Source organism: Providencia sp. R33, assembly GCF_019343475.1.
GTDB lineage: Bacteria > Pseudomonadota > Gammaproteobacteria > Enterobacterales > Enterobacteriaceae > Providencia.
On the sequence record NZ_CP072453.1, the window covers coordinates 4,043,608 to 4,065,655 of the forward strand.

18 protein-coding genes and 1 tRNA gene are annotated in these 22,048 nt (G+C 43.2%); 13 read left to right on the plus strand and 6 right to left on the minus strand.

Annotated elements, in window-relative coordinates; genetic code table 11:
* The first annotated feature begins 7 nt into the window (after positions 1–7).
* The 10 genes from glyS (at position 8) to J6836_RS19010 (ending at position 13,058) form a co-directional block, all read left to right on the plus strand.
* Positions 8–2,077, plus strand: coding sequence for a glycine--tRNA ligase subunit beta (gene glyS / locus J6836_RS18965; protein ID WP_219245410.1), 2,070 nt, complete (start codon positions 8–10; stop codon positions 2,075–2,077).
* Positions 2,078–2,297: 220 nt separating this feature from the next.
* Positions 2,298–2,374: transfer RNA gene (locus J6836_RS18970), tRNA-Pro, on the plus strand.
* Between the two features lie 231 nt (positions 2,375–2,605).
* Positions 2,606–4,171, plus strand: a complete 1,566-nt coding sequence (locus tag J6836_RS18975) for a ShlB/FhaC/HecB family hemolysin secretion/activation protein (protein WP_219245411.1) — start codon at positions 2,606–2,608, stop codon at positions 4,169–4,171.
* Between the two features lie 605 nt (positions 4,172–4,776).
* A complete protein-coding gene (gene dppA, locus J6836_RS18980) occupies positions 4,777–6,384 on the plus strand; it encodes a dipeptide ABC transporter periplasmic-binding protein DppA (protein ID WP_219245412.1) in 1,608 nt (535 codons plus the stop codon).
* Between the two features lie 168 nt (positions 6,385–6,552).
* Positions 6,553–7,572 (plus strand): dipeptide ABC transporter permease DppB, encoded by a 1,020-nt coding sequence (gene dppB / locus J6836_RS18985; RefSeq protein ID WP_219245413.1) that lies wholly within the window; start codon positions 6,553–6,555, stop codon positions 7,570–7,572.
* 10 nt (positions 7,573–7,582) lie between these two features.
* Positions 7,583–8,485, plus strand: a complete 903-nt coding sequence (gene dppC / locus J6836_RS18990) for a dipeptide ABC transporter permease DppC (protein ID WP_219245414.1) — start codon at positions 7,583–7,585, stop codon at positions 8,483–8,485.
* 12 nt (positions 8,486–8,497) lie between these two features.
* A complete protein-coding gene (dppD, locus tag J6836_RS18995; RefSeq protein WP_219245415.1) occupies positions 8,498–9,478 on the plus strand; it encodes a dipeptide ABC transporter ATP-binding protein in 981 nt (326 codons plus the stop codon).
* Positions 9,475–10,479 (plus strand): dipeptide ABC transporter ATP-binding subunit DppF, encoded by a 1,005-nt coding sequence (gene dppF, locus J6836_RS19000; protein WP_219245416.1) that lies wholly within the window; start codon positions 9,475–9,477, stop codon positions 10,477–10,479. Before dppD ends, dppF begins: the two co-directional genes overlap by 4 nt.
* Positions 10,480–10,675: 196 nt before the next feature.
* A complete protein-coding gene (locus tag J6836_RS19005; RefSeq protein WP_219245417.1) occupies positions 10,676–11,374 on the plus strand; it encodes a HAMP domain-containing protein in 699 nt (232 codons plus the stop codon).
* Between the two features lie 169 nt (positions 11,375–11,543).
* Complete coding sequence (locus tag J6836_RS19010) at positions 11,544–13,058, plus strand: M16 family metallopeptidase (protein ID WP_219245418.1); 1,515 nt, start codon at positions 11,544–11,546, stop codon at positions 13,056–13,058.
* 52 nt (positions 13,059–13,110) lie between these two features.
* Here J6836_RS19010 and J6836_RS19015 read toward each other — a convergent pair whose 3' ends face one another.
* Together J6836_RS19015 and J6836_RS19020 are read right to left on the minus strand one after the other, a co-directional pair.
* A complete protein-coding gene (locus J6836_RS19015) occupies positions 13,111–14,112 on the minus strand; it encodes a serine hydrolase domain-containing protein (protein ID WP_219245419.1) in 1,002 nt (333 codons plus the stop codon).
* Between the two features lie 40 nt (positions 14,113–14,152).
* A complete protein-coding gene (locus tag J6836_RS19020) occupies positions 14,153–15,034 on the minus strand; it encodes a LysR family transcriptional regulator (RefSeq protein WP_219245420.1) in 882 nt (293 codons plus the stop codon).
* A gap of 85 nt (positions 15,035–15,119) precedes the next feature.
* Here J6836_RS19020 and J6836_RS19025 point away from each other — a divergent pair, with 85 nt between their 5' ends.
* On the plus strand, positions 15,120–16,181 hold the full coding sequence (locus J6836_RS19025) for an NAD(P)H-dependent flavin oxidoreductase (protein ID WP_219245421.1): 1,062 nt from the start codon (positions 15,120–15,122) through the stop codon (positions 16,179–16,181).
* A 45-nt stretch (positions 16,182–16,226) separates the two neighbouring features.
* Here the strand turns inward: J6836_RS19025 and yhjD are convergent, their stop codons facing one another.
* Positions 16,227–17,216, minus strand: coding sequence for an inner membrane protein YhjD (gene yhjD / locus J6836_RS19030; protein WP_219245422.1), 990 nt, complete (start codon positions 17,214–17,216; stop codon positions 16,227–16,229).
* Between the two features lie 172 nt (positions 17,217–17,388).
* Positions 17,389–17,793 (minus strand): DUF1090 domain-containing protein, encoded by a 405-nt coding sequence (locus tag J6836_RS19035; protein WP_219245423.1) that lies wholly within the window; start codon positions 17,791–17,793, stop codon positions 17,389–17,391.
* A gap of 234 nt (positions 17,794–18,027) precedes the next feature.
* On the opposite strand from J6836_RS19035, the gene J6836_RS19040 reads away from it, so the two are divergent.
* Both J6836_RS19040 and gorA read left to right on the plus strand, forming a co-directional pair.
* On the plus strand, positions 18,028–18,870 hold the full coding sequence (locus tag J6836_RS19040; protein ID WP_219245424.1) for a 23S rRNA (adenine(2030)-N(6))-methyltransferase RlmJ: 843 nt from the start codon (positions 18,028–18,030) through the stop codon (positions 18,868–18,870).
* Positions 18,871–19,008: 138 nt separating this feature from the next.
* On the plus strand, positions 19,009–20,361 hold the full coding sequence (gene gorA, locus J6836_RS19045; protein ID WP_219245425.1) for a glutathione-disulfide reductase: 1,353 nt from the start codon (positions 19,009–19,011) through the stop codon (positions 20,359–20,361).
* 223 nt (positions 20,362–20,584) lie between these two features.
* Here gorA and J6836_RS19050 read toward each other — a convergent pair whose 3' ends face one another.
* Positions 20,585–21,184 carry a glutathione S-transferase family protein gene (locus J6836_RS19050; RefSeq protein WP_219245426.1) on the minus strand — a complete coding sequence of 200 codons (600 nt, stop codon included), beginning with the start codon at positions 21,182–21,184 and terminating at the stop codon, positions 20,585–20,587.
* A 49-nt stretch (positions 21,185–21,233) separates the two neighbouring features.
* Positions 21,234–21,932 carry a helix-turn-helix transcriptional regulator gene (locus J6836_RS19055; protein WP_219245427.1) on the minus strand — a complete coding sequence of 233 codons (699 nt, stop codon included), beginning with the start codon at positions 21,930–21,932 and terminating at the stop codon, positions 21,234–21,236.
* Positions 21,933–22,048 lie beyond the last annotated feature (116 nt).

Sequence of the window (22,048 nt, forward strand, 5' to 3'; positions counted from 1 at the left end):
GGCTGTCATGACTCAACAGACTTTCCTTGTGGAAATCGGCACCGAAGAGTTACCGCCGAAGGCTCTTCGTTCATTAGCTGAATCATTTGCTGCAAACTTTACTGCGGAACTTGATGGGGCTGACATTGCTCACGGCGCAGTAACTTGGTTTGCTGCTCCACGTCGTTTGGCGCTTAAAGTTGCTGATTTAGCAGCATCGCAACCTGACCGCGAAGTTGAAAAGCGCGGCCCTGCTATTGCTCAAGCATTTGGTGCTGATGGTCAGCCGACTAAAGCTGCTGAAGGCTGGGCGCGTGGTTGTGGTATTACCGTTGATCAAGCAGAACGTTTGACGACAGATAAAGGCGAATGGTTACTGTATCGTGCACAAATGAAAGGCCAAGCTGTCAGCGAATTGCTAGTAGATATGGTCAGCCGTTCATTAGCGAAATTACCTATTCCAAAATTGATGCGCTGGGCAGATAAAGACACGCAGTTTGTACGTCCTGTTCATACTGTCACATTGCTACTAGGCAGCGATGTTATTGACGGTGAGATTTTAGGCATCAAAAGTGCTCGTACCATTCGTGGTCACCGCTTTATGGGTGAAGCTGAATTTACGATTGATAATGCTGAGCAATATCCGGCTATTTTACGCGAACGCGGTAAAGTCATGGCGGATTACGAAGAGCGTAAAGCAGTTATCAAAGCAGGTGCAGAAAAAGCGGCACAAGCATTAGGTGGCAAAGCAGACTTAACAGAAAGCTTATTAGAAGAAGTTGCTTCATTGGTTGAATGGCCAGTGGTATTAACAGCCAAATTTGAAGAGAAATTCTTAGAAGTTCCTTCAGAAGCGCTGGTTTATACCATGAAAGGCGACCAAAAATATTTCCCTGTTTATGATAACGCAGGCAATTTGATGCCGAACTTCATTTTCGTGGCGAATATTGAATCTTCTGACCCACAACAGATTATTTCGGGTAACGAAAAAGTCGTTCGCCCTCGTTTAGCCGATGCGGAGTTTTTCTTTAAAACCGACCGTAAGCAACGTTTAGAAGATAATTTACCACGCCTAGAAACGGTCTTGTTCCAAAAACAATTAGGGACATTGCGTGATAAAACGGATCGTTTAGAAGCACTAGCAGGTTGGATAGCAAGTAAAATTGGTGCAGATGTTAACCATGCGACTCGTGCAGGGTTATTAGCGAAATGTGACCTAATGACCAATATGGTCTTCGAATTTACTGATACACAAGGTGTTATGGGGATGCATTATGCACGCCATGATGGTGAATCAGAAGATGTTGCATTAGCACTTAAAGAACAGTACCAACCACGTTTTGCGGGTGATGAACTGCCTTCTACCGATGTTTCAGCTGCATTAGCACTCGCTGAGAAAATGGACACATTAGCAGGTATTTTCGGAATAGGTCAGCACCCGAAAGGGGATAAAGACCCATTTGCTTTGCGTCGTGCGGCATTAGGTGTTCTGCGTATTATTGTTGAAAAAGGTTATCAGCTTGATTTAGTTGAAATGACTGAAGAAGCGGCACGTTTATACGGTGATAAATTAACCAACAAAGACGTTGTGAATGACGTGGTTGAATTCATGCTTGGCCGTTTCCGTTCTTGGTACCAAGAATTGGGCTACAGTATTGATACAATCCAAGCCGTATTAGCACGTCGTCCAACGCAGCCTGCAGACTTTGATGCGCGCGTGAAAGCGGTAACACACTTCCGTACATTGGAAGAAGCACAGGCACTTGCAGCCGCAAATAAGCGCGTTTCAAACATTCTGAGCAAATCAGATGAAAAACTTTCTGATACTGTTTTAGCCTCAGTGCTAAAAACGCCAGAAGAAGTGAAGCTGGCGACACACGTTGTTGTCCTGCAAGATAAGCTGGCACCAATGTTTGCAGAAAGAAACTATCAAGAAGCACTTGCTGAGTTAGCTTCTTTGCGTGATGTTGTCGATGAATTCTTTGAAAATGTCATGGTAATGGATGAAGACCAAGCGGTTCGAGTCAACCGTTTAACGCTTTTAAGCCAGTTACGTGAGCTGTTTTTAAAGGTGGCAGATATTTCTTTACTACAATAAGACAAAATTGCACGTTTAATACTCAATTAAATGTCTTTTTATAAAAGTTAATCTGTTTGATAAATAAGCGCTAAATTGTATTTAGCGCTTATTTTTTTAGTGAATTTTGTAAAAAAGCTAAGAAACCTTACCCTTTTGATGGTTTTATCAGCAAACGAACTGAATTAGATAAAAATGGGTTGACGATCCTCATTCTTGGCAGTATTATTCACACCGTTTTCGGCGAGTAGCGCAGCTTGGTAGCGCAACTGGTTTGGGACCAGTGGGTCGGAGGTTCGAATCCTCTCTCGCCGACCAAATTCCAAAACCCACCTCATTGAGGTGGGTTTTCTCGTTTTAGTCCCCCTCAAATTTAAACTTTTCGACCGTTATTTTTCAGACTAACTTTGATTGCAACTTATTGCTGCATTTGGTGTTATACCCATCTACGGTTTGAGTTTTTCTCATGAATTACGTACTGGCTACAGTAACGCTTATTTATTAGCTTGAGTTGCTAGTAAATGTATTTTTCATGACAAGGACCCGTTAATGAAAACCAAACCTATTAATCCCTCTATTTTTCTTATCGTTTATCTAGCTGCATTGATAGCTGTAATGCCTAAGGGTTTTGCGGTGGAAAATCAGCAAAACATGGATACCAATCAACTTACAACCCAGCCTTGCATCATCATTAATGTATTTAAGTTAATGGGAATGGAACGGTTACCCAAGATTAAGCCTAAACAAATAAAAACATGGCGTGGAATGATTGAAGGTCAATGTATGACTCAGCCTGAGTTGCTTACCTATGCTGATTATATAAATACAGAACTCATTCAAGCTGGCTATTTAACCTCTTATTTGTCTTACCCCGCACAAGCATTATTTTTTGGGAGTTTACAGGCAGAAGTCATTACAGGGACAATTTCGAATATTCACTATCAGGGAGTGACTAATATTCTTCCTTTCGAAATTGGTGATGTTTTAAATTTACGACATATTGAACAAGGTTTGTACAATTTACAGAATGCAGCCTTGGTCCCTTATCGTATTGAGTTAATGTCTGATGGCTTGGAGCCTCAGGCGACTGAAATTATTGTTGTTGGCGGGAATCGACGGGATCAAAGAGGAGAGCTGTCTATAGAGTCTTATCCCTTTGATGAAAAAACTAAAACTGTCATCTCCCATGACGCTATTTTTGCCAATCCATTACAGATAAATGATCTGCTTTATTTAAAAATAAATCATTCTTTAGGTTCTTCGAAAAGAAATAAACGACAAGCCATCGCGCTTGGTTATTCGGCGCCATATCGCTATTGGTTGCTTTCTATTTACAGCCATTATCAAAATAGCCAAGCAGAGCTTCTAATTAATGATATTGCACTGGATGTGCAGCAACGTCAGCGAGCATTATTACTCACCTCTCAATATATTCTTAATCGCGCTGAAAATAGCGTGACTTCATTCAGTATTAGCTCGCAAATTCAAACCCTTGATACTTTTTTAGCAGGGCAACGGTTGATGACGCAAAGGCGACTAGCGAGTTATCTGTCTGGTGAGTTTGTCTACCAGCAGGTTTTTTCACAAGGTCAAGCGACGGTATCTTTGGGGTATAAGCAAGGGAATAGTTGGTTTGGTGCCAATGCAGCTCAAATTACGGGGCTAGAACGCCCTCAAATTTACCAGTTATCATTTTCATCTGAGTGGGGAAGCTCGCCTGTTTATTATCAGAATAGCCTAGATATTCAGTTGAGCCGTTCTCAGCTTGATGGGTTGTTAGAGCGAAACGCTTTTTTTGGAAAAGGTGGTGTACAGGGCTTTTCAAGCTTCGATGACATTGAGATGGGGGACAATAGCTTAAAGCTTCACAATGAGGTTAGTTGGGACATGCCATGGAAATTCATTCAGTTGTACAGTTCGATTGGGATGGGAGTAACGGCAAATGATAGAGCAACATTTTGGCGAAAAAATGCCTTATTGGGCTGCAAGGCTGGCGTGAGGGGCGCTATAGGGGCAATTAATTATCATGCTTTCATTGAGATGCCCGTTTGGCAGGCTAATCAGGTTGTTGCGAATAACCTTCATTCAGGTTTCCAAGCCAGTATAAGTTATTAATCAATAGCTTAGCAGTAGTATGGGAGAGCGTGTTGAGCGTCTTAGCTAATTGTAGCTTTTAACAACAATATCATAGAATTTTATGCATACAGTCTAATTGATTAAAATGGACAGATAAAAGTTATTTTATTCTTTAGGTTATCAATTGGTTAAAATTATGTTTAGTATGAGCAGGCGAATGTTTTTAATATGGATAAAAAATAAACTAAATAATAACATACTAAAATAATTTCAATCCTCATTTCCTTTAGTGTTTTATTTCAGCAGCCGTTGGATAAAACGCTATATTCGTTCAGTAATTCAGCACTTAATCACAAATATAAAAATAAATAAGCTAAGCATAAAACACTAATCACCACTAATAATATGGTTATAATGCCTACTAATTGCTCTGCTCATTGATATTTTAGCCTAAGTTAGCATGCTAATTGTTTCTAATATGTTACGAGATTTGTGTGTTCTACGTTAATGTGGCTATTGACGAAGTGGGTGACAGTTGATTAATTGCTCAATGAATAACAAAAAATACAGACACTATTTCTGTCATTTTAATGACGGGGTTAGTCATCGAGCAAAAACAACATGAATACCACAGGAGCATACAGATGCGCTCTATTAAAAAAACAGGTCTACTTTCTGTAGGATTAACGCTCGCAGCATTAGCGGTTTCGGCATCAGTGCAAGCTAAAACATTAGTATACTGTTCAGAAGGTTCGCCAGAAGGCTTTAACCCTCAGTTATTTACGTCGGGTACAACATACGATGCAAGCTCAATTCCACTGTATAACCGTTTAGTCGAGTTTAAATTAGGCACAACTGAGATTGAGCCAGGCTTAGCTGAAAGCTGGGAAGTGAGTGATGATGGCAAAGTGTATACCTTCCATCTGCGCAAAGGCGTGAAATGGCACTCAAACAAAGAATTCAAACCAACCCGCGACCTTAATGCGGATGATGTAATTTACACGTTTATGCGTCAAAAAGATGCAAACCACCCATACCATAAAGTTTCTGGCGGTAGCTATGAATACTTTATGGGGATGGATATGGACAAAATTATCGATAAAGTTGAAAAAGTCGATGATAACACAGTGAAAATTACACTGACTCGCCCAGAGTCACCATTCTTAGCGGATATGGCAATGGACTTCGCTTCCATCCTGTCTGCGGAATATGCCGACCAAATGTTGAAAGCGGGAACACCAGAAAAAGTTGACTTAAACCCTATCGGTACAGGTCCTTTTGTTCTGCAACAGTACCAAAAAGACTCGCGTATTCTGTATAAAGCCAATGACCAGTATTGGGGAACTAAGCCAAAACTTGAGCGTTTAGTGTTCTCAATCACACCGGATGCATCTGTACGTTATGCGAAACTGCAAAAAAATGAATGCCAAGTTATGCCGTATCCAAATCCGGCTGACTTAGAGCGCATGAAACAAGATAAAGATATTACCTTGTTAGAGCAGCCTGGTCTGAACGTGGGTTATCTCTCTTATAACGTAGAGAAAAAACCACTGGATAACCAAAAAGTTCGCCAAGCATTGTCAATGGCCGTGAACAAAGATGCAATCATCGAAGCGGTTTACCAAGGCGCTGGCCAAAAAGCGAAAAACCTGATCCCGCCAACCATGTGGGGCTACAACGATGCGGTGAAGGATTACGAATACAATCCTGAAAAAGCCAAAGCATTGTTAGCAGAAGCAGGCTTCCCGAATGGTTTTGAAATTGACCTGTGGGCGATGCCAGTTCAACGTCCGTATAACCCGAATGCACGCCGTATGGCTGAAATGATCCAAGCAGATTGGTCAAAAATTGGCGTGAAATCAAAAGTTGTTAGCTATGAGTGGGGTGAATACCTCAAGCGTGCTAAAGACGGTGAACCGCAAACGGTCATGATGGGTTGGACGGGTGACAATGGGGATCCAGACAACTTCTTTGCTACGTTATTTAGCTGTGCTGCGAAAAAACAAGGTTCAAACTACTCCAAATGGTGTAACGAAAGCTTTGAAAACTTGATCCAGCCTGCTCGTATGACAGCAGATCATAACAAACGTGTTGAACTGTACAAACAAGCACAAGTCGTCATGCATGATCAAGCGCCAGCGCTGATCATTGCTCACTCAACCGTGTTTGAACCAGTGCGTAAAGAAGTGAAAGGCTATGTGGTCGATCCACTAGGTAAACACCACTTCGAAAACGTCGACATCGAGAAGTAATCGTATCTAATCTGCCTATGCCCTTCGTTGCTGGTTTGGAACGAAGGGCGTTTTCTTCTTTAAAAGAAGCAGAGAAGTTCAGTTGTTTGTGAGCACCCGGAAAAGTGATTTTCTGAGTAGCCAAACGGACTAAGAGCCGTCAACGGCATTATTAAAGAGATTCAGGATATGCTGCAATTTATCCTCCGACGATTGGGGCTTGTGATCCCCACGTTTATCGGTATTACATTACTCACATTTGCTTTTGTTCATATGATCCCAGGCGATCCCGTCATGATCATGGCGGGCGAAAGAGGGTTATCCCCTGAGAGGCACGCCTATTTAATGGCTGAATTAGGGCTCGATCAGCCACTTTGGAAACAATATCTGCACTATATCAATGGCATATTCCATGGTGATTTAGGGATTTCCCTGAAAAGCCGTATTGGCGTTTGGGAAGAATTTGTCCCACGCTTTTTAGCGACTGTTGAATTAGCCACCTGTGCCATGATTTTTGCGATTTCTGTCGGGATCCCTGTCGGGGTGTTAGCCGCGGTTAAACGCGGTTCAATTTTCGATCACACCGCGATTGGTCTTTCCTTAACGGGTTACTCAATGCCAATCTTCTGGTGGGGGATCATGCTCATTATGTTAGTGTCGGTACAGCTTGACCTAACGCCTGTTGCAGGGCGGGTGAGTGACACAGTATTCCTTGATGATTCTCAGCCACTCACGGGTTTTATGCTTATTGATACCCTAATTTGGGGTGAGAGCGGCGATTTTATCGATGCGTTAGAACACCTTATCTTGCCATCTATTGTATTGGGGACGATCCCATTAGCCGTTATTGTGAGAATGACGCGCTCATCAATGTTGGAAGTATTAGGTGAAGACTACATTCGTACCGCGAGAGCAAAAGGTTTAGGTCGTGCGCGGGTTATCTTGATTCACGCACTGCGTAACGCCTTGTTGCCGGTCGTCACGGTCATTGGCTTACAGGTTGGGGTTATGTTAGCTGGGGCAATTTTGACCGAAACTATATTCTCATGGCCAGGTCTGGGGCGTTGGTTAATCGAAGGGCTGCAACGCCGTGATTACCCTGTTGTTCAAGGTGGTGTATTGCTTGTCGCCACATTGATTATCTTCGTTAACTTAGTGGTCGACGTGCTGTACGGCATTGTAAACCCAAGAATTCGTCATAAGAAATAAGGAGCGCTAAATGTCTCAATCTACTGAGCCAACCGTTGTCAGCGCCCCGCAGCCGATGACGCCGTTACAAGAATTTTGGCACTATTTTAAACGCAACAAAGGGGCCGTTGCTGGGATGTTTTATATCGTCCTGATGGTGCTAATCGCAATTTTTGCAGGAGTTCTTGCTCCTCATGCCCCAGATGAACAATTCCGCGACTTTTTACTTGCGCCACCAGTTTGGCAAGAGGGAGGAACGTGGCAATTTATTTTAGGCACCGATGACGTTGGGCGTGATTTATTATCCCGCTTAATGTATGGCGCACGTTTATCCCTGTTAGTTGGTTGCCTTGTGGTCGTGCTTTCGCTGATCATGGGGGTAACAATCGGTGTGATTGCGGGTTATTTCGGTGGTGTCGTTGACGCATTGATCATGCGTGTTGTCGATATCATGTTGGCATTGCCAAGCCTGCTATTAGCTTTAGTGCTGGTGGCCATTTTTGGCCCTTCCATTGTGAATGCGTCTATTGCACTGACATTCGTGGCATTGCCTCACTATATCCGTTTGACGCGAGCGGCGGTGTTGGTTGAAGTGAACCGCGATTACGTGACGGCTTCGCGTGTTGCGGGCGCAGGGGCTATTCGCCAGATGTTTGTCAATATTTTACCTAACTGCCTTGCGCCTTTGATTGTTCAGGCATCGTTAGGGTTTTCGAATGCTATTTTAGATATGGCTGCTTTGGGTTTCCTCGGCATGGGGGCTCAGCCTCCAACGCCAGAGTGGGGAACAATGCTGTCTGATGTGTTGCAGTTTGCACAGAGCGCATGGTGGGTTGTGACGTTCCCGGGATTAGCAATTTTATTAACTGTATTAGCGTTTAACCTGATGGGCGATGGTTTACGTGATGCATTTGATCCAAAACTCAAGCAGTGATGAGGTAATCTAATGGCACTGTTAAATGTAGAACAACTTTCGGTTCACTTCGGCGACGAAAAAGCACCGTTTCGCGCGGTTGACCGTATCAGCTATAGCGTTGAAAAAGGCCAGGTCGTCGGTATCGTCGGTGAATCAGGTTCAGGAAAGTCGGTGAGTTCTTTAGCTATTATGGGGTTAATTGACTACCCCGGAAAAGTGATGGCGGACTCATTAAAGTTCGATGGTCGCGATTTATTATCTATCCCTGAAAAAGAGCGTCGGCAAATTGTCGGTGCCGATGTCGCGATGATTTTCCAAGACCCTATGACCAGTTTAAATCCATGTTTTACAGTGGGTTATCAAATCATGGAAGCGCTTAAGGTCCACCAAGGTGGTAATAAAGGCACCCGTAAGCAGCGTGCGATTGACCTACTTGATATGGTGGGCATCCCTGACCCTGAGTCGCGTTTGGATGTATATCCGCATCAGCTATCGGGTGGGATGAGCCAACGAGTGATGATTGCGATGGCGATTGCATGCCGCCCTAAATTGTTGATTGCAGATGAGCCGACAACCGCGCTGGATGTGACTATTCAGGCACAAATTATTGAATTATTGTTGGAATTACAGCAACAAGAAAATATGGCTCTCGTACTTATCACTCATGATCTTGCATTGGTTGCAGAAGCAGCACATCACATTATCGTGATGTATGCGGGGCAGGTTGTTGAATCAGCGAAAGCGAGTGATATTTTTAAGCATCCTCGTCACCCTTATACACAGGCGTTATTACGTGCGCTTCCTGAATTTGCGACGAATAAATCACGTTTAGCTTCACTCCCTGGTGTGGTTCCCGGCAAATATGATAGGCCAACGGGGTGCTTGCTCAATCCTCGTTGCCCGTATGCTACAGAGAAATGCCGCCAAGAAGAGCCAATGTTACAAACCGTTGGTGATCGCCAAGTTAAATGCCATATGCCGCTGGATGATATGGGGAGGCCAACACTATGAGTGACAAACATGCGACACCACTGCTAAAAGCGGTGGACTTGAAAAAGTATTATTCCGTCAAAAAAGGTGTGTTTGGTGCAGAAAAAACGCTAAAAGCACTGGATGGTGTTTCATTTGAACTTGAAAGAGGCAAAACATTAGCCGTTGTGGGCGAGTCTGGTTGTGGTAAATCCACATTAGGCCGTTTGCTGACGATGATTGAGCAACCTTCTGATGGCGAGTTGTATTACCAAGATCAAAACCTGTTAATCAAAGATAAAGCGGCTGAAAAATTACGCCGCCAAAAAATTCAAATTGTTTTCCAAAACCCGTATGGGTCTTTGAATCCACGTAAAAAAGTGGGGCAAATTTTGGAAGAGCCATTAGTGATTAATACATCGCTTTCGAAAGAGGAGCGGAAAGAAAAAGTATTATCGATGATGGCAAAGGTTGGTTTGAAAACAGAGCATTATAGCCGTTATCCGCATATGTTTTCTGGTGGTCAGCGCCAACGTATTGCAATTGCCCGCGGTTTGATGCTTGACCCTGATATTGTGGTGGCTGATGAACCCGTCTCTGCACTGGATGTTTCTGTACGTGCACAAGTATTAAACCTAATGATGGACCTGCAACAAGATTTAGGATTGTCTTATGTGTTTATCTCCCATGACTTATCGGTGGTAGAGCACATTGCGGATGAGGTAATGGTGATGTATTTGGGGCGTTGTGTTGAAAAAGGGACGAAAGAGCAGATTTTTAACAATCCTCTACATCCTTATACACAAGCGTTACTTTCTGCAACCCCAAGGTTAAACCCAGACTCGCGCCGTGAACGCATTAAATTAACGGGAGAATTACCAAGCCCGTTGAACCCGCCACCAGGCTGTGCTTTTGCTGCTCGTTGCCGTCGTGCATTTGGCCAATGTACGCAATTTCAGCCTACACTGAAAGAATATGACCAACAGCTTGTCGCGTGTTTTGCGGTGGATGAAGACGAAAAACAAACGGTTGTTGTAAGTTAACCTTTTGAAGGGCGGAAAGTCTCTCTTTCTGCCCTTTTATTTGTGGAGTTAGTGTTTAATTCTCTTCAGGCTATCGCTTATCCTAAATATCCAATCTTTCTTTTTAAATTGCTCCTTTGCAGATAAAATCAAGTATACTGACGGATGTTTCTCGTTCTTACTTAAAAAGCGGCTTGATTAGGAAGGTTGTGGCCAAATGAACACGCGAGTCCAACGCTCACTAACATTAAAAAGTATGGTTGCATTTTTTGCGATTACATTAATCTCACTTGCGCTTTTTTTAGCTATTCAATTCAGTTACTTACTAGAGCAACGTAAGCAGGATTACTTGGGGCAGCTCAGTAATGCTGTTGTGCAAATTCAAAAACCATTGACAGATTCTCTGCTAAGCTCAGATCTTAACGAAGCTAAAAGGTTGCTTGTGAGCTTAAAAACCTCCGGCATTATGGGAAAAGCGATTGTTACGGTTGATGATGCAACTGTCATGAATTTAAGTTTTGCGACGCCGAAGCCGATACCTGAATGGGCAGAGTATATTGTGGGTATTCCTGTGGAAATGACAGTGCCGTTATATGCCTATGGTAATGTTGTGCTGCAAGCCAAGCCCCAAGGCTATTTAACACTACAGGTCGACTCGAACCGTGTTTATCGGTTTGCATTAAATACCCTTGCTCTGATGACGACCACCTATTTATTGTTAGTGCTCATTATTGCAATTGGGATGACATGGTGCGTCAGCAGGATGATTGTGAGGCCATTGCGTAAAATTGCCATTGAATTGCAGACAAACGAATCTGTTAATCAGGTGGCGGTATCTCGCTATCATCACGATGATGAGCTTGGTTTATTGGCAAAAGGTTATAATCGTCAAAGAAAACAACAAAATTCAGACTAAGCCATGAACATGCTCTCAGCTTTATGGTCTAATATCGTTAGAGTGGTGACAATGACAGATTGGATAAAGCCATACGATATCATTTAACCCAGTAAGTTCGCGTTTTTCGTTAATTTATTTGTCGTAATTTGCGGTTAAATATAAAGATATAAAACACATAGGGGTTTACATGCAGGGCTTGAAAGTTCGGTATATTATCAGTGTTGTATTACTGTCAGTAGCGCAATTTGCGCAGGCTGAGCCATTGCAACCCGATCCAGCATGGCAGCAAGGGAAGCTAGAAAATGGCTTTAGCTGGCAATTATTACAAACACCACAGCGCCCAAATGACCGTATTCAGCTTCGGTTAGCGATTAAAACAGGCTCATTATCCGAAAAAGCGAGCGAAAAAGGCTATAGTTATTTGATCCCGAAAATGGCGCTGTTTCAGCAAACAGAAGCATTCCCAGCTGCCACGTTACAAGAATTTTGGCGTCAAGCAACCGATCCGGATATGCCAATTCCGCCTGCAGTAGTTTCTTATGACTACACGATTTACAGCTTAAGTTTACCGAACAACCGCCCTGATTTGCTCAAACAGGCAATTAGCTGGTTGTCTAATTCTGTGGCGGGTGCGACCTACACAGAGGCGGCTTTACGCAATGGGTTGGAAGCACAAAAAGTCCCTGTTGCCACATTACCTTTAAATGCGAATGACCCAGTTTGGCGTGCGCGTTTGAAAGGATCTGCCATGATGGGGTATGACCCTGGTCAGAAGCCGAATGGAAATGTTGACCTTGCTGGTGTGAATGATTTTTACCAAAAATGGTACACCCCAGATGTTATGACGCTGTATGTGGCAGGGCATGTGGATTCACGGATGCTATCCGATACAATCTCACAAACGTTCTCAGGGCTGCAAGGCAGACGCTCAGAACCTGTTTCTGTTGCGGTATTATCTACTGTGAAACCACAGTCCATTGATATCCTGCAAGATCAACCGGCACAAGATACCCTGTCTTTAATTTGGGATATCGATTGGTTACCAATTAATGATTCAAACGTTTTATTACGTTACTGGGCAAGCGATTTAGCGCGTGAAGCGGTTTATCGTACGTTGCAAAAATCATTTAACCAAAAATTCAATCAAGATGAGGTCGCTCCAGGCTTAGATTGCCGAGTGCAATACCAAAAGGCCACGTGTACGCTAACAGTAACGGCTGCACCGGAAAAAATGGCTGCAGTAGCAGATATTGTGCTAAATGAACTTGTGGCGATTAATCAAAATGGTATCGATCCTGAACTGTTTAATAGCATGCTTAAAGAGAAACAAGTACAGCTATCTCAACTGTTTGCGGCATATGCACGCACCAGCACCGATGTGTTAATTAGCCAGCGTTTAATTTCACAACAAAATGGTGTAGTGGATATTGCGCCTGAACAATATCAACGTTTAAGACAAACGTTTTTAGCTGCGCAAAGCCTTGAACAAGTGAATATGGAAGCCCGTCGTTTGTTGTCTCAAGAGCCTGCATTTGTTTTAGCGCAACCGAAAGATAAACAAACGATGGATGCAGAGCAAATTCGTCAGAAATTCAATAAAACCCTTTGGCCACAAACCCCTGTAACACCAGAGCCAACGGATATTACACCTGCAACGCCAGAGTCAACTGAGGTTGTACCTGCAACGCCAGCGGCTCAATAATCGATAAAAAGATAGCCTGTGTAAATGCATAGGCTATCTTGTTTCCCGCCAATTATTGTTCAGTTAATAATGTTTCAATCACGCTAATCAATGTGGCTCTTGAGTCTTTGTTATCCACAAAGCCTGCGGCGCTGACTTTAGTTGATGGTGAATAGTAGGCGACAGATCCCCAAAAACCTAAATGTGAATAAAGGGTGATACCGTTGACTTCACTCACCATAATACCCAAGCGGTAGCTCTCAGCATCTTCATGGGAGCCTACACTTAGCATGGTTTCTAGCGTCTTAGGTGATGCAAAAATTTGCCCTTCAAATAAGGCCTCTAAAAATTGAGCCATTTGTTTGGAAGACATAATCAACCCGCCACCGCCATAGACATCCATAGAGGCATGAATATGCGTCCCTTCGAATTTACCTAGATATTGTTTTGCCCTTGGCATCGCACTTTTCGGTGGTTGTTCTAAATATTCCCAGTAAGCACTTTCTAGGCCGATTTTATCAAATTTCAGTAACTCCCTGACGGCTTGCCCAAGGGATTGACCCGTTATTCGTTCAATAATATCGCCGAGTAAAATGTACCCAGTATCTGAATAAATAAAGGACTCAGAAGGGGGGATGAAAGGGAATTGTTTGCGCACATACATCTCAACCTGCTCAAGGCGGCTCCATTGGTAATCAGGGCGCTTAATCACCTCTTTGAGGTAATCCGTATCCGCGTGGTCAAGTAACCCACTACTGTGATTGAGCAAATGGCGAACGGTAATTTGCTGGGTATCGTATTGCGTGCTCAGTAATACGTCATATTGTGGGTCAATCAGATTGGAGATTGCATCATCAATATTAACTTTGCCCATTTCAGCTAAACGCAAAATTGCCGCAGCAGTAAAGGTTTTGCTATTACTGGCAATGCGTAATGGCGTATCAACGGTAAGCGGGGCATTATCCAGTGATGCACCTCTGGCGCAAAACGTACCAACACTATTTTTCAGTTGATTATGGTAATAGAGAACCACCCCGCAGGGTAAGCTTTCCAGTTGTTGGGCTACGTTTGTCATCAAAAGTCCTCATCAGACGGTCAATTGGGAATTTCCCATCTTACCCATTATGCAAAGATGTGATGCACGCTTTAAATGCGCTAAATGCGGGGACGTGGTAATTTTCACGATAAATCAAAAGCGTGTCACAGGTTGTGATTGGGATACGGCCTAACTGTAATGATGAAATTGGCATTGATTCGATGAGTTGTTTTGGCAACAGCGCGACACAACTGCCTGCCGTGACACAAGCAATCATGGCATGGTAAGAATTCATCTCTTGAATGTTCCAATCCAAATTGGCGGGGATCTCCAACCATTGCTCAGCAATATTGCGATAGCTGCACCCTTGAGTAAAGGCGGCGAGTGAACGTGTCTTAATGTCGGTATTATTGCTCGCATACTGGTCATGTTCAGGAAGCAGTAATTGCAGTTCTTCCTGCCAAATAACCTCCGTTTTGATACCCATTTGTGAAAACTGGCTAGGCTCATAGAGCGAAGATGGTAGGGCAACAAAAGCGCAATCCAGTTTCCCTGTATGCACTCGGTCAAGGAGTGATAGAGAAGATCCCGTGCGTAATAATAAGCGCGTTGTTGGGTTTTGTTGATGGAATTGCGCTAGTGGTAAAGGCAATCGACAGGCCGCTGTGCTTTCCATACTCCCAATACGCAATTGCCCCCCATCTTGGCGGCCACTGATCACATGGCGAGCCTCTTCTTCTAGAGCCAGCAACCGCTGCGCATAATCGAGAAATTGCCTACCTGCTTCAGAAAGTTCCAAGCGCTTATTTTGACGAATAAAAAGAGACTCACCTAAATCTGCCTCCAATTGTTGGATACGAGTGGTGATATTTGATGGGACGCGCCCTAAGCGAGTTGCCGCTCGTGTAATACTGAGTTCGGCGGCAACAGTGCAAAATATTTTCAGCGATTCAGAGTTCATTTTCTTTTTATGTGAATGTTGTGCTATGTTTATTCTTAAATAAAGAATATTAAGTGTACCCTGACATTGAGACAAAGGAAAGATAATGAATAACTCAAATGTATTTCTACAGCGATTAGGTTTACGCTATCCAATTATTCAAGCACCGATGGCGGTTGTATCAACACCCGCATTGGCTGCAGCGGTTTCAGAAGCAGGCGGCTTAGGTTCATTGGCGCTAGGGGCGAGCTCTGTTGAGCAAGCTCGACAATTGATTGCACAAACCCAAGCGTTAACAGATAAAGCTTTTAATGTGAATGTATTTTGCCATTTAACGCCAAAGCGTAGCCAGAAAAATGAACAAGCTTGGGTGGATTATCTATCGCCACAATTCTCTCAATTCAATACTCAACCACCTGAACAATTGGGGGAAATCTACCTCTCTTTCCTTGATAACCCCGAGATGTTGGCGCTATTCCTTGAGATGAAACCCCCTGTAGTCAGTTTTCATTTCAATGTGCCATCGGTTGAGGTAATTAATCAGCTAAAAGCGCAGGGGATTTACACCATGGCGGCGGCAACCAATCTGCAAGAAGCTCAGGCGATTGAAAAGTCAGGGATTGATGCGATAGTTGCACAGGGGATTGAAGCGGGCGGGCACCGTGGGATGTTTGATGTACAAGCAGCTGATGATGAACTGACGACGCAAGAGTTAGTGAAATTATTGGCACAGCACACCCACCTGCCTATTATTGCCACGGGTGGTATTATGAATGGTCAATATATCAAAGTTGCATTAGACAATGGCGCGGCAGCCGCACAGCTTGGCACCGCATTTTTGTTATGCCCTGAATCTGCAACCAATGCGGGGTATCGTGCCAATTTAAAACAGCAAACCGCAGATAACACGACATTGACGTCGGCAATTTCAGGGCGTCCAGCTCGGGGGATTGTTAACTCGTTTATTGAAACAGGGGCACAGTATGATCTGAGCAAATTGCCAGATTACCCAATCGCCTATGATGTGGGTAAGCAGCTTAATGCCGCCGCGACAAAATCAGGGAGTGATGAATATGCGGCTCATTGGGCTGGGCAAAACGTGGCGAAGGTACGTGAAATGCCAGCCGCTGAACTTGTCAAGACACTGGTTAAAGAGCTACAAGCATAGTTTGGTGCAGGGAAATCAGGGGGATAAATCCCCCTAAACAAATGACTAGAGTGTGGCTTCTTGCTGTGAGCCTTTAGGTTCGTCCGTCGCAATCCACGCTGCGCAAAATAAGGTTAAGCGAGCAAAGAAGTAGAAGAACGCCATCAGACCCAGTACAGAACCAAATGCGGCACCTGAAGGTGATGACGCTAAATTTGGTAAAATCCACGTCATTACCGATTTAATAATTTCAAAGCCAATCGCAGCTAATAATGTGCCTTTGAACAAGGAGCGGCGGCGATGTTGCATGCGCGGTAGGATCCAAAATATCCATAAAAACAACAGGAAGTTCGCGGTGATGGATATCCCTAAACCAATTAGCGTCCACGCCGGCTTTAGCCACTCAATGCCATCTAAACCCAGCGTGCTGACGATGGTGGCTTGGGCTGAACCCGCCACTGATGTCAGCGTAATGGTGACAATCAACGCAATTAATAGGCCAATTAAAGCAAAAAAGTCGCGAATATAGCGGAAAATGATATTTTCTTGCTCGTCTTGATTTCGTTCCCAAACAGGTCTTGATTGCGCCAAAATCGCTAACCGTAAGTTATTTACCCAGTTAACCCCTGAATATACGGCTAATGCTAAACCCGTTAAACCGACAGTTGTCCGCTGGCGAATTGCGGTATCAATGGTTCTTTCCAACGTATTGGCGAGGGTAGGGTCAGTAATATTGGCAGAGATACCTCGCACGAGCTTCTCAAGTAGCTCAGGGTTACTGGCTAACACAAAACCCGCGGCAGCAAAGGAAAACATCAATACTGGGATTAACGAGAGAAAAGAGAAATAAGTAATAGCAGCACCAAACTGGTTGCCCATGCGGTCAGTAAAGCGCTGCGCGGTACGAATTAAGTGTGCAATAAAAGGGATAGCGGTAATAAAATTCACCACACGCATTGAAACAGTGAGGGCTTTTTTACTGCCATCGAGGCTTTTTGTCAGTGTCGCTTTCAGTTTGTTGGTTTCTTTTTGTTCGTCTTCCTGCATATCTGACATTGATGTCCCTCTTATTTTTACTGCTAAATAGATGCAGTATTTCGAGCAATTTGCTGTTTATTAACGATAACCTGCCATTACTATAGCGTAAATTTGGGGATAACTTTACTCCAACGCCTATTTTTCAATGAAAACAGGCATTGAAGCGCGGTTAATAATGAAATGAGAAAGACTAAAGTGCGTCTTTGTAGGTTTGTAATTCTGCTTGTGCTTGTTTCAGTTCTTCTTGCGCTTCGGCTAATTTACGCTCACGTTTTTCTATTTTACTGCGGTCATTGCCTTTGATTTTTTCTTCTTGTAATTCTGCTTCACGTTCTTGGACTTTTTCGGTTTTCTCAGCAACATCTTTTTGGCTATCACGATATAAAGACTCAGGAGTGCAATAACGATTTACATTATTTAACGCCTGCTCTAAACCATTAACGCGGTACTGGTTGCCATGCTGTTTGGCGTATTTAATTTGTTCTTCAATATTTTGTTTTTTTATTTCGCAGCCATTTTGGCCTTTAGCGGCCATTGCTGATGTGCTAGTAAAAAAAACAGCAGAAATTGCGGTGACGATGAGTAACTTTTTCATTTTTTTTCCCTTAAATGTGTCAAAATTTGTGTTTAGGATAGCGTTTTATCGCATTTAGGTCATGCGGATTTTACTGATTTTATGACTGTGACAATTATGAGCAAATTTCGCTATAATGGCGCACAAGAATCAATACGGCCTATTTTTTATTCAAAAAGGCGCTCTTTTACGCATTTATTTAATAGTAACCACAATGGTGGTTAGTGTTGAATTTCCTCAGGAAATAAACGTTACATGTTAAGTTATCGTCATAGCTTTCACGCAGGCAACCATGCTGATGTGTTAAAACACACAGTACAGAGCTTGATCATCGAATCTCTTAAAGAGAAAGAAAAACCGTTTTTGTATTTAGATACGCACTCAGGAGCGGGTCGTTACCAATTAACGGGTGAACATGCAGAAAAAACCGGTGAATACCTCGACGGAATTGCACGTATTTGGGAGCAGCCGGATTTACCTGAAGAATTATTGCCGTATATGAATATCGTGCGTCGCCTTAATGATGGTGGACGTTTACGTTATTACCCAGGTTCGCCGTTATTAGCCAAATTTTTATTACGTGAACACGATAAACTGGTATTAACCGAATTACATACCAGCGACTATCCTTTATTACGTGGTGAGTTCTTGAAAGATAGCCGTGCGCAAGTTTCTCGCGAAGATGGTTATCAACAATTGAAATCAAAATTACCACCGCACAGCCGCCGTGGTTTCGCCTTGATGGACCCACCCTATGAGATGAAATCAGATTATGAAGCGGTAGTGAAAGCAGTTACTGAAGGGTATAAACGCTTTGCAACAGGAACTTATGCGATTTGGTACCCAGTGGTATTGCGCCAGCAAATTAAGCGCATGGTCAACCAATTGCAAGCAACAGGCATTCGTAAGATTCTACAAATTGAGTTAGCAGTGCGTCCTGACAGCGACCAGCGTGGTATGACGGCATCAGGGATGATTGTGATCAATCCGCCTTGGAAACTCGAGCAGCAAATGAAAAATGTGCTGCCATGGTTGCACAAAACATTGGTTCCAGAAGGAACAGGGCATACCTTAGTCGAGTGGATCGTGCCTGAGTAATTCACCTAATTAATAGGCCATGCCAATTGAAATAACAGGTGTGGTCTATCGCAAATCGCCATTTATCTCATGACAATAGATAGCGACCTGCGAGAAAATGAAAAAATAAGTCATTCAATAAATGGGAATAACCAAATTATGAGCAAACATTACGACTATATTGCAATTGGTGGCGGAAGCGGTGGTATTGCATCGATGAACCGTGCGGCGATGTATGGACAAAAATGTGCCTTAATTGAGGCGAAAGCATTAGGCGGAACATGCGTTAACGTCGGCTGTGTACCGAAAAAAGTGATGTGGCATGCTGCGCAGATTTCAGAAGCCATTCGCAACTATGGCCCTGATTATGGTTTCGACACAACCATCAATCGTTTTGATTGGAAAACCTTAATTGAGAGTCGTACTGCTTATATTGATCGTATTCACCAATCTTATGACCGTGTATTAGGAAATAATAAAGTGGATGTGATCAGCGGTTTTGCTCGTTTTGTCGATGCGCATACTGTTGAAGTGAATGGAGAAACTTATACAGCTGATCATATTTTGATTGCAACAGGTGGCCGTCCTGTGATCCCAGCGATCCCAGGGGCAGAGCATGGCATGACATCTGACGGCTTCTTCGAACTGGCGGATTTACCAAAACGTGTGGCAGTTGTTGGCGCGGGTTATATCGCGGTTGAATTGGCGGGTGTGTTAAACGGTTTAGGAGCGGAGGCGCATTTGTTTGTTCGTAAACATGCGCCACTGCGTTCATTCGACCCACTGATTGTCGAAACGCTGGTGGAAGTGATGAACACCGAAGGGCCAAAACTGCACACCGAGTCAGTTCCAAAAGAAGTGGTGAAAAATGCGGATGGTTCATTGACGTTGAAATTAGAAAACGGCCATGAACAAACTGTTGATGCATTAATTTGGGCTATTGGTCGTGAGCCAATGACAGATAACCTGAATCTTGAAGCAACGGGTGTTGCACTAAACGATAAAGGCTACATCAAAGTCGATAAATACCAAAACACCAACGTTGCAGGTGTTTACGCTGTTGGTGATAACACAGGTGCAGTTGAGTTAACGCCAGTTGCGGTAGCCGCTGGTCGTCGTTTATCTGAGCGTTTATTTAACAATAAACCAGATGAGCATTTAGATTACAGCAACATCCCAACCGTTGTATTCTCTCATCCACCAATTGGCACTGTCGGTTTAACCGAGCCAGAAGCGGTTGAAAAATACGGCGCGGATAACGTGAAAAGTTATAAATCATCGTTTACAGCGATGTATACCGCGGTCACTTCTCATCGCCAGCCTTGCCGCATGAAGCTTGTTTGTGTCGGTGAAGATGAAAAAATTGTCGGAATTCATGGTATTGGTTTTGGTATGGATGAAATTCTTCAAGGTTTCGCAGTTGCATTAAAAATGGGCGCAACCAAGAAAGATTTCGATAATACTGTGGCAATCCACCCAACCGCTGCGGAAGAGTTTGTAACGATGCGTTAAGTTTGGGTATCGAGAATTGAAAGCTAAGCTCTGATGAGCTTAGCTTGAGGTTGTTGACAAAGCAGGATAAAAACGTGGTTTTTCCTGCTTTGTGTTATCAGCCGAAAATCAATAAATTGATTTTCCTAGTTTATTTTCAAAATCAATCTAACCTGCCGCCAAACCTAATCGGTTTGTTAGCAGTCTGAAACTAAGCTCTGATGAGCTTAGCTTTTTTTTGAGATTATTTTTCCAGCAGCTCTGCAATTGCAGGAATAGTTGACAAACTTTTCATGTAAGTTTTCATTGCAGGAGTGGCTTCCATAATTTGGTATTTGATTAAAAACATCACAAATGCACCGACATACACATCCACTGCAGTAAATTGTTTGCCACAAATAAACGGTTTAGCGCTGTTTAAACCGACTTCTAAGCAAGCCATTGTGCGTTCTACAGAACCAAAGCCAGACGATTTTTGTTGTTCTTCGTTTAATTGAATACCTAAATTACTGATAGTAAAGGCGGATTCAATTGGGCCAGCGGTAAAGAAAAACCAACGGTAATAATCAGCTCGTCTTGGGTCATTCAATGCAGGTGCTAAGCCTTTTTCAATGAACTTGTCTGCTAAATAAGTACAAATCGCTGCAGTTTCTGTCACAACGGTATCACCATCAACTAGCGCAGGTACTTTTGCCATTGGGTTAATCGCGAGGTATTCAGCAGTATGCATGTCTGCACCATAACCTAACTCAATGCGTTTGTAAGGCACATCTAAGATTTTTAATAATAAATCGACAGTATTGCCGCGTGACATTGAATTAGTAAAAAGGACGAGTTCGCTCATGGTTATTCCCTTATATGGAGTTGAGTGCTTACTATAAGGGAGAGCAGTGTCAGAAATTGTCAGGAGACACGCACAATACTTCTTTTTGCCACCGCGCTAATAAATATTCCTTTGGATACGGTAGCTTATCGGAAAGTGCAAGATAGGACTGAATACGATCCAAGCGAAAATGACGGTAGCTTTCGCGTAATTCACACCACGCGGCTAAGACTTGGGAGTCCTTCATATAACCAATCGCAATTGGCCAAATAATTCGTTCGGTTGATTGGTTTTGGCCATCAAGATAAGTCATTTTGGCTTTACATTCTTTTCGCAAACTTGAGCGTAAATCCTTAGCAACCTTATCATTGATATCATAATAATGGGTTGTAGGAGCAAATAAGGTATTTTGATTGAGGATTTTCTGGGCATTCCCGGCTACTACAGCATTGATTTTGCTGATCGCCCGCATGGCGGAGTTTTTCAACTCACTATCCGCATTACTTTTTACCCAACGTAAACCTAAAACCAATGCTTCCAATTCATTTTCGTCAAAGGCTAGCGGCGGTAATAACAACCCTGTTTTTAATTGGTAACCGATGCCCGCTTCCCCAACAATTTCAGCCCCTTGGTCGCGCAAAGACTCAATATCACGGTAGATGGAACGAACACTGACTTGCAATTGTAAAGCAAGGGTATCGGCGGTAATGGGATAGCGATTTTCTTTTAGGATCTGCAATAAAGTGAGTAGGCGCTGTGTGCGAGTCATTGTGTCATCTACTTAAATGAATAATTCATAGCTTATTGGATCATAATAAAAAACAATGTCGTGCATGCCAATAAGAATCGACGTGCTTAATCTCACTTTTTTGCTCTCCATGAAAC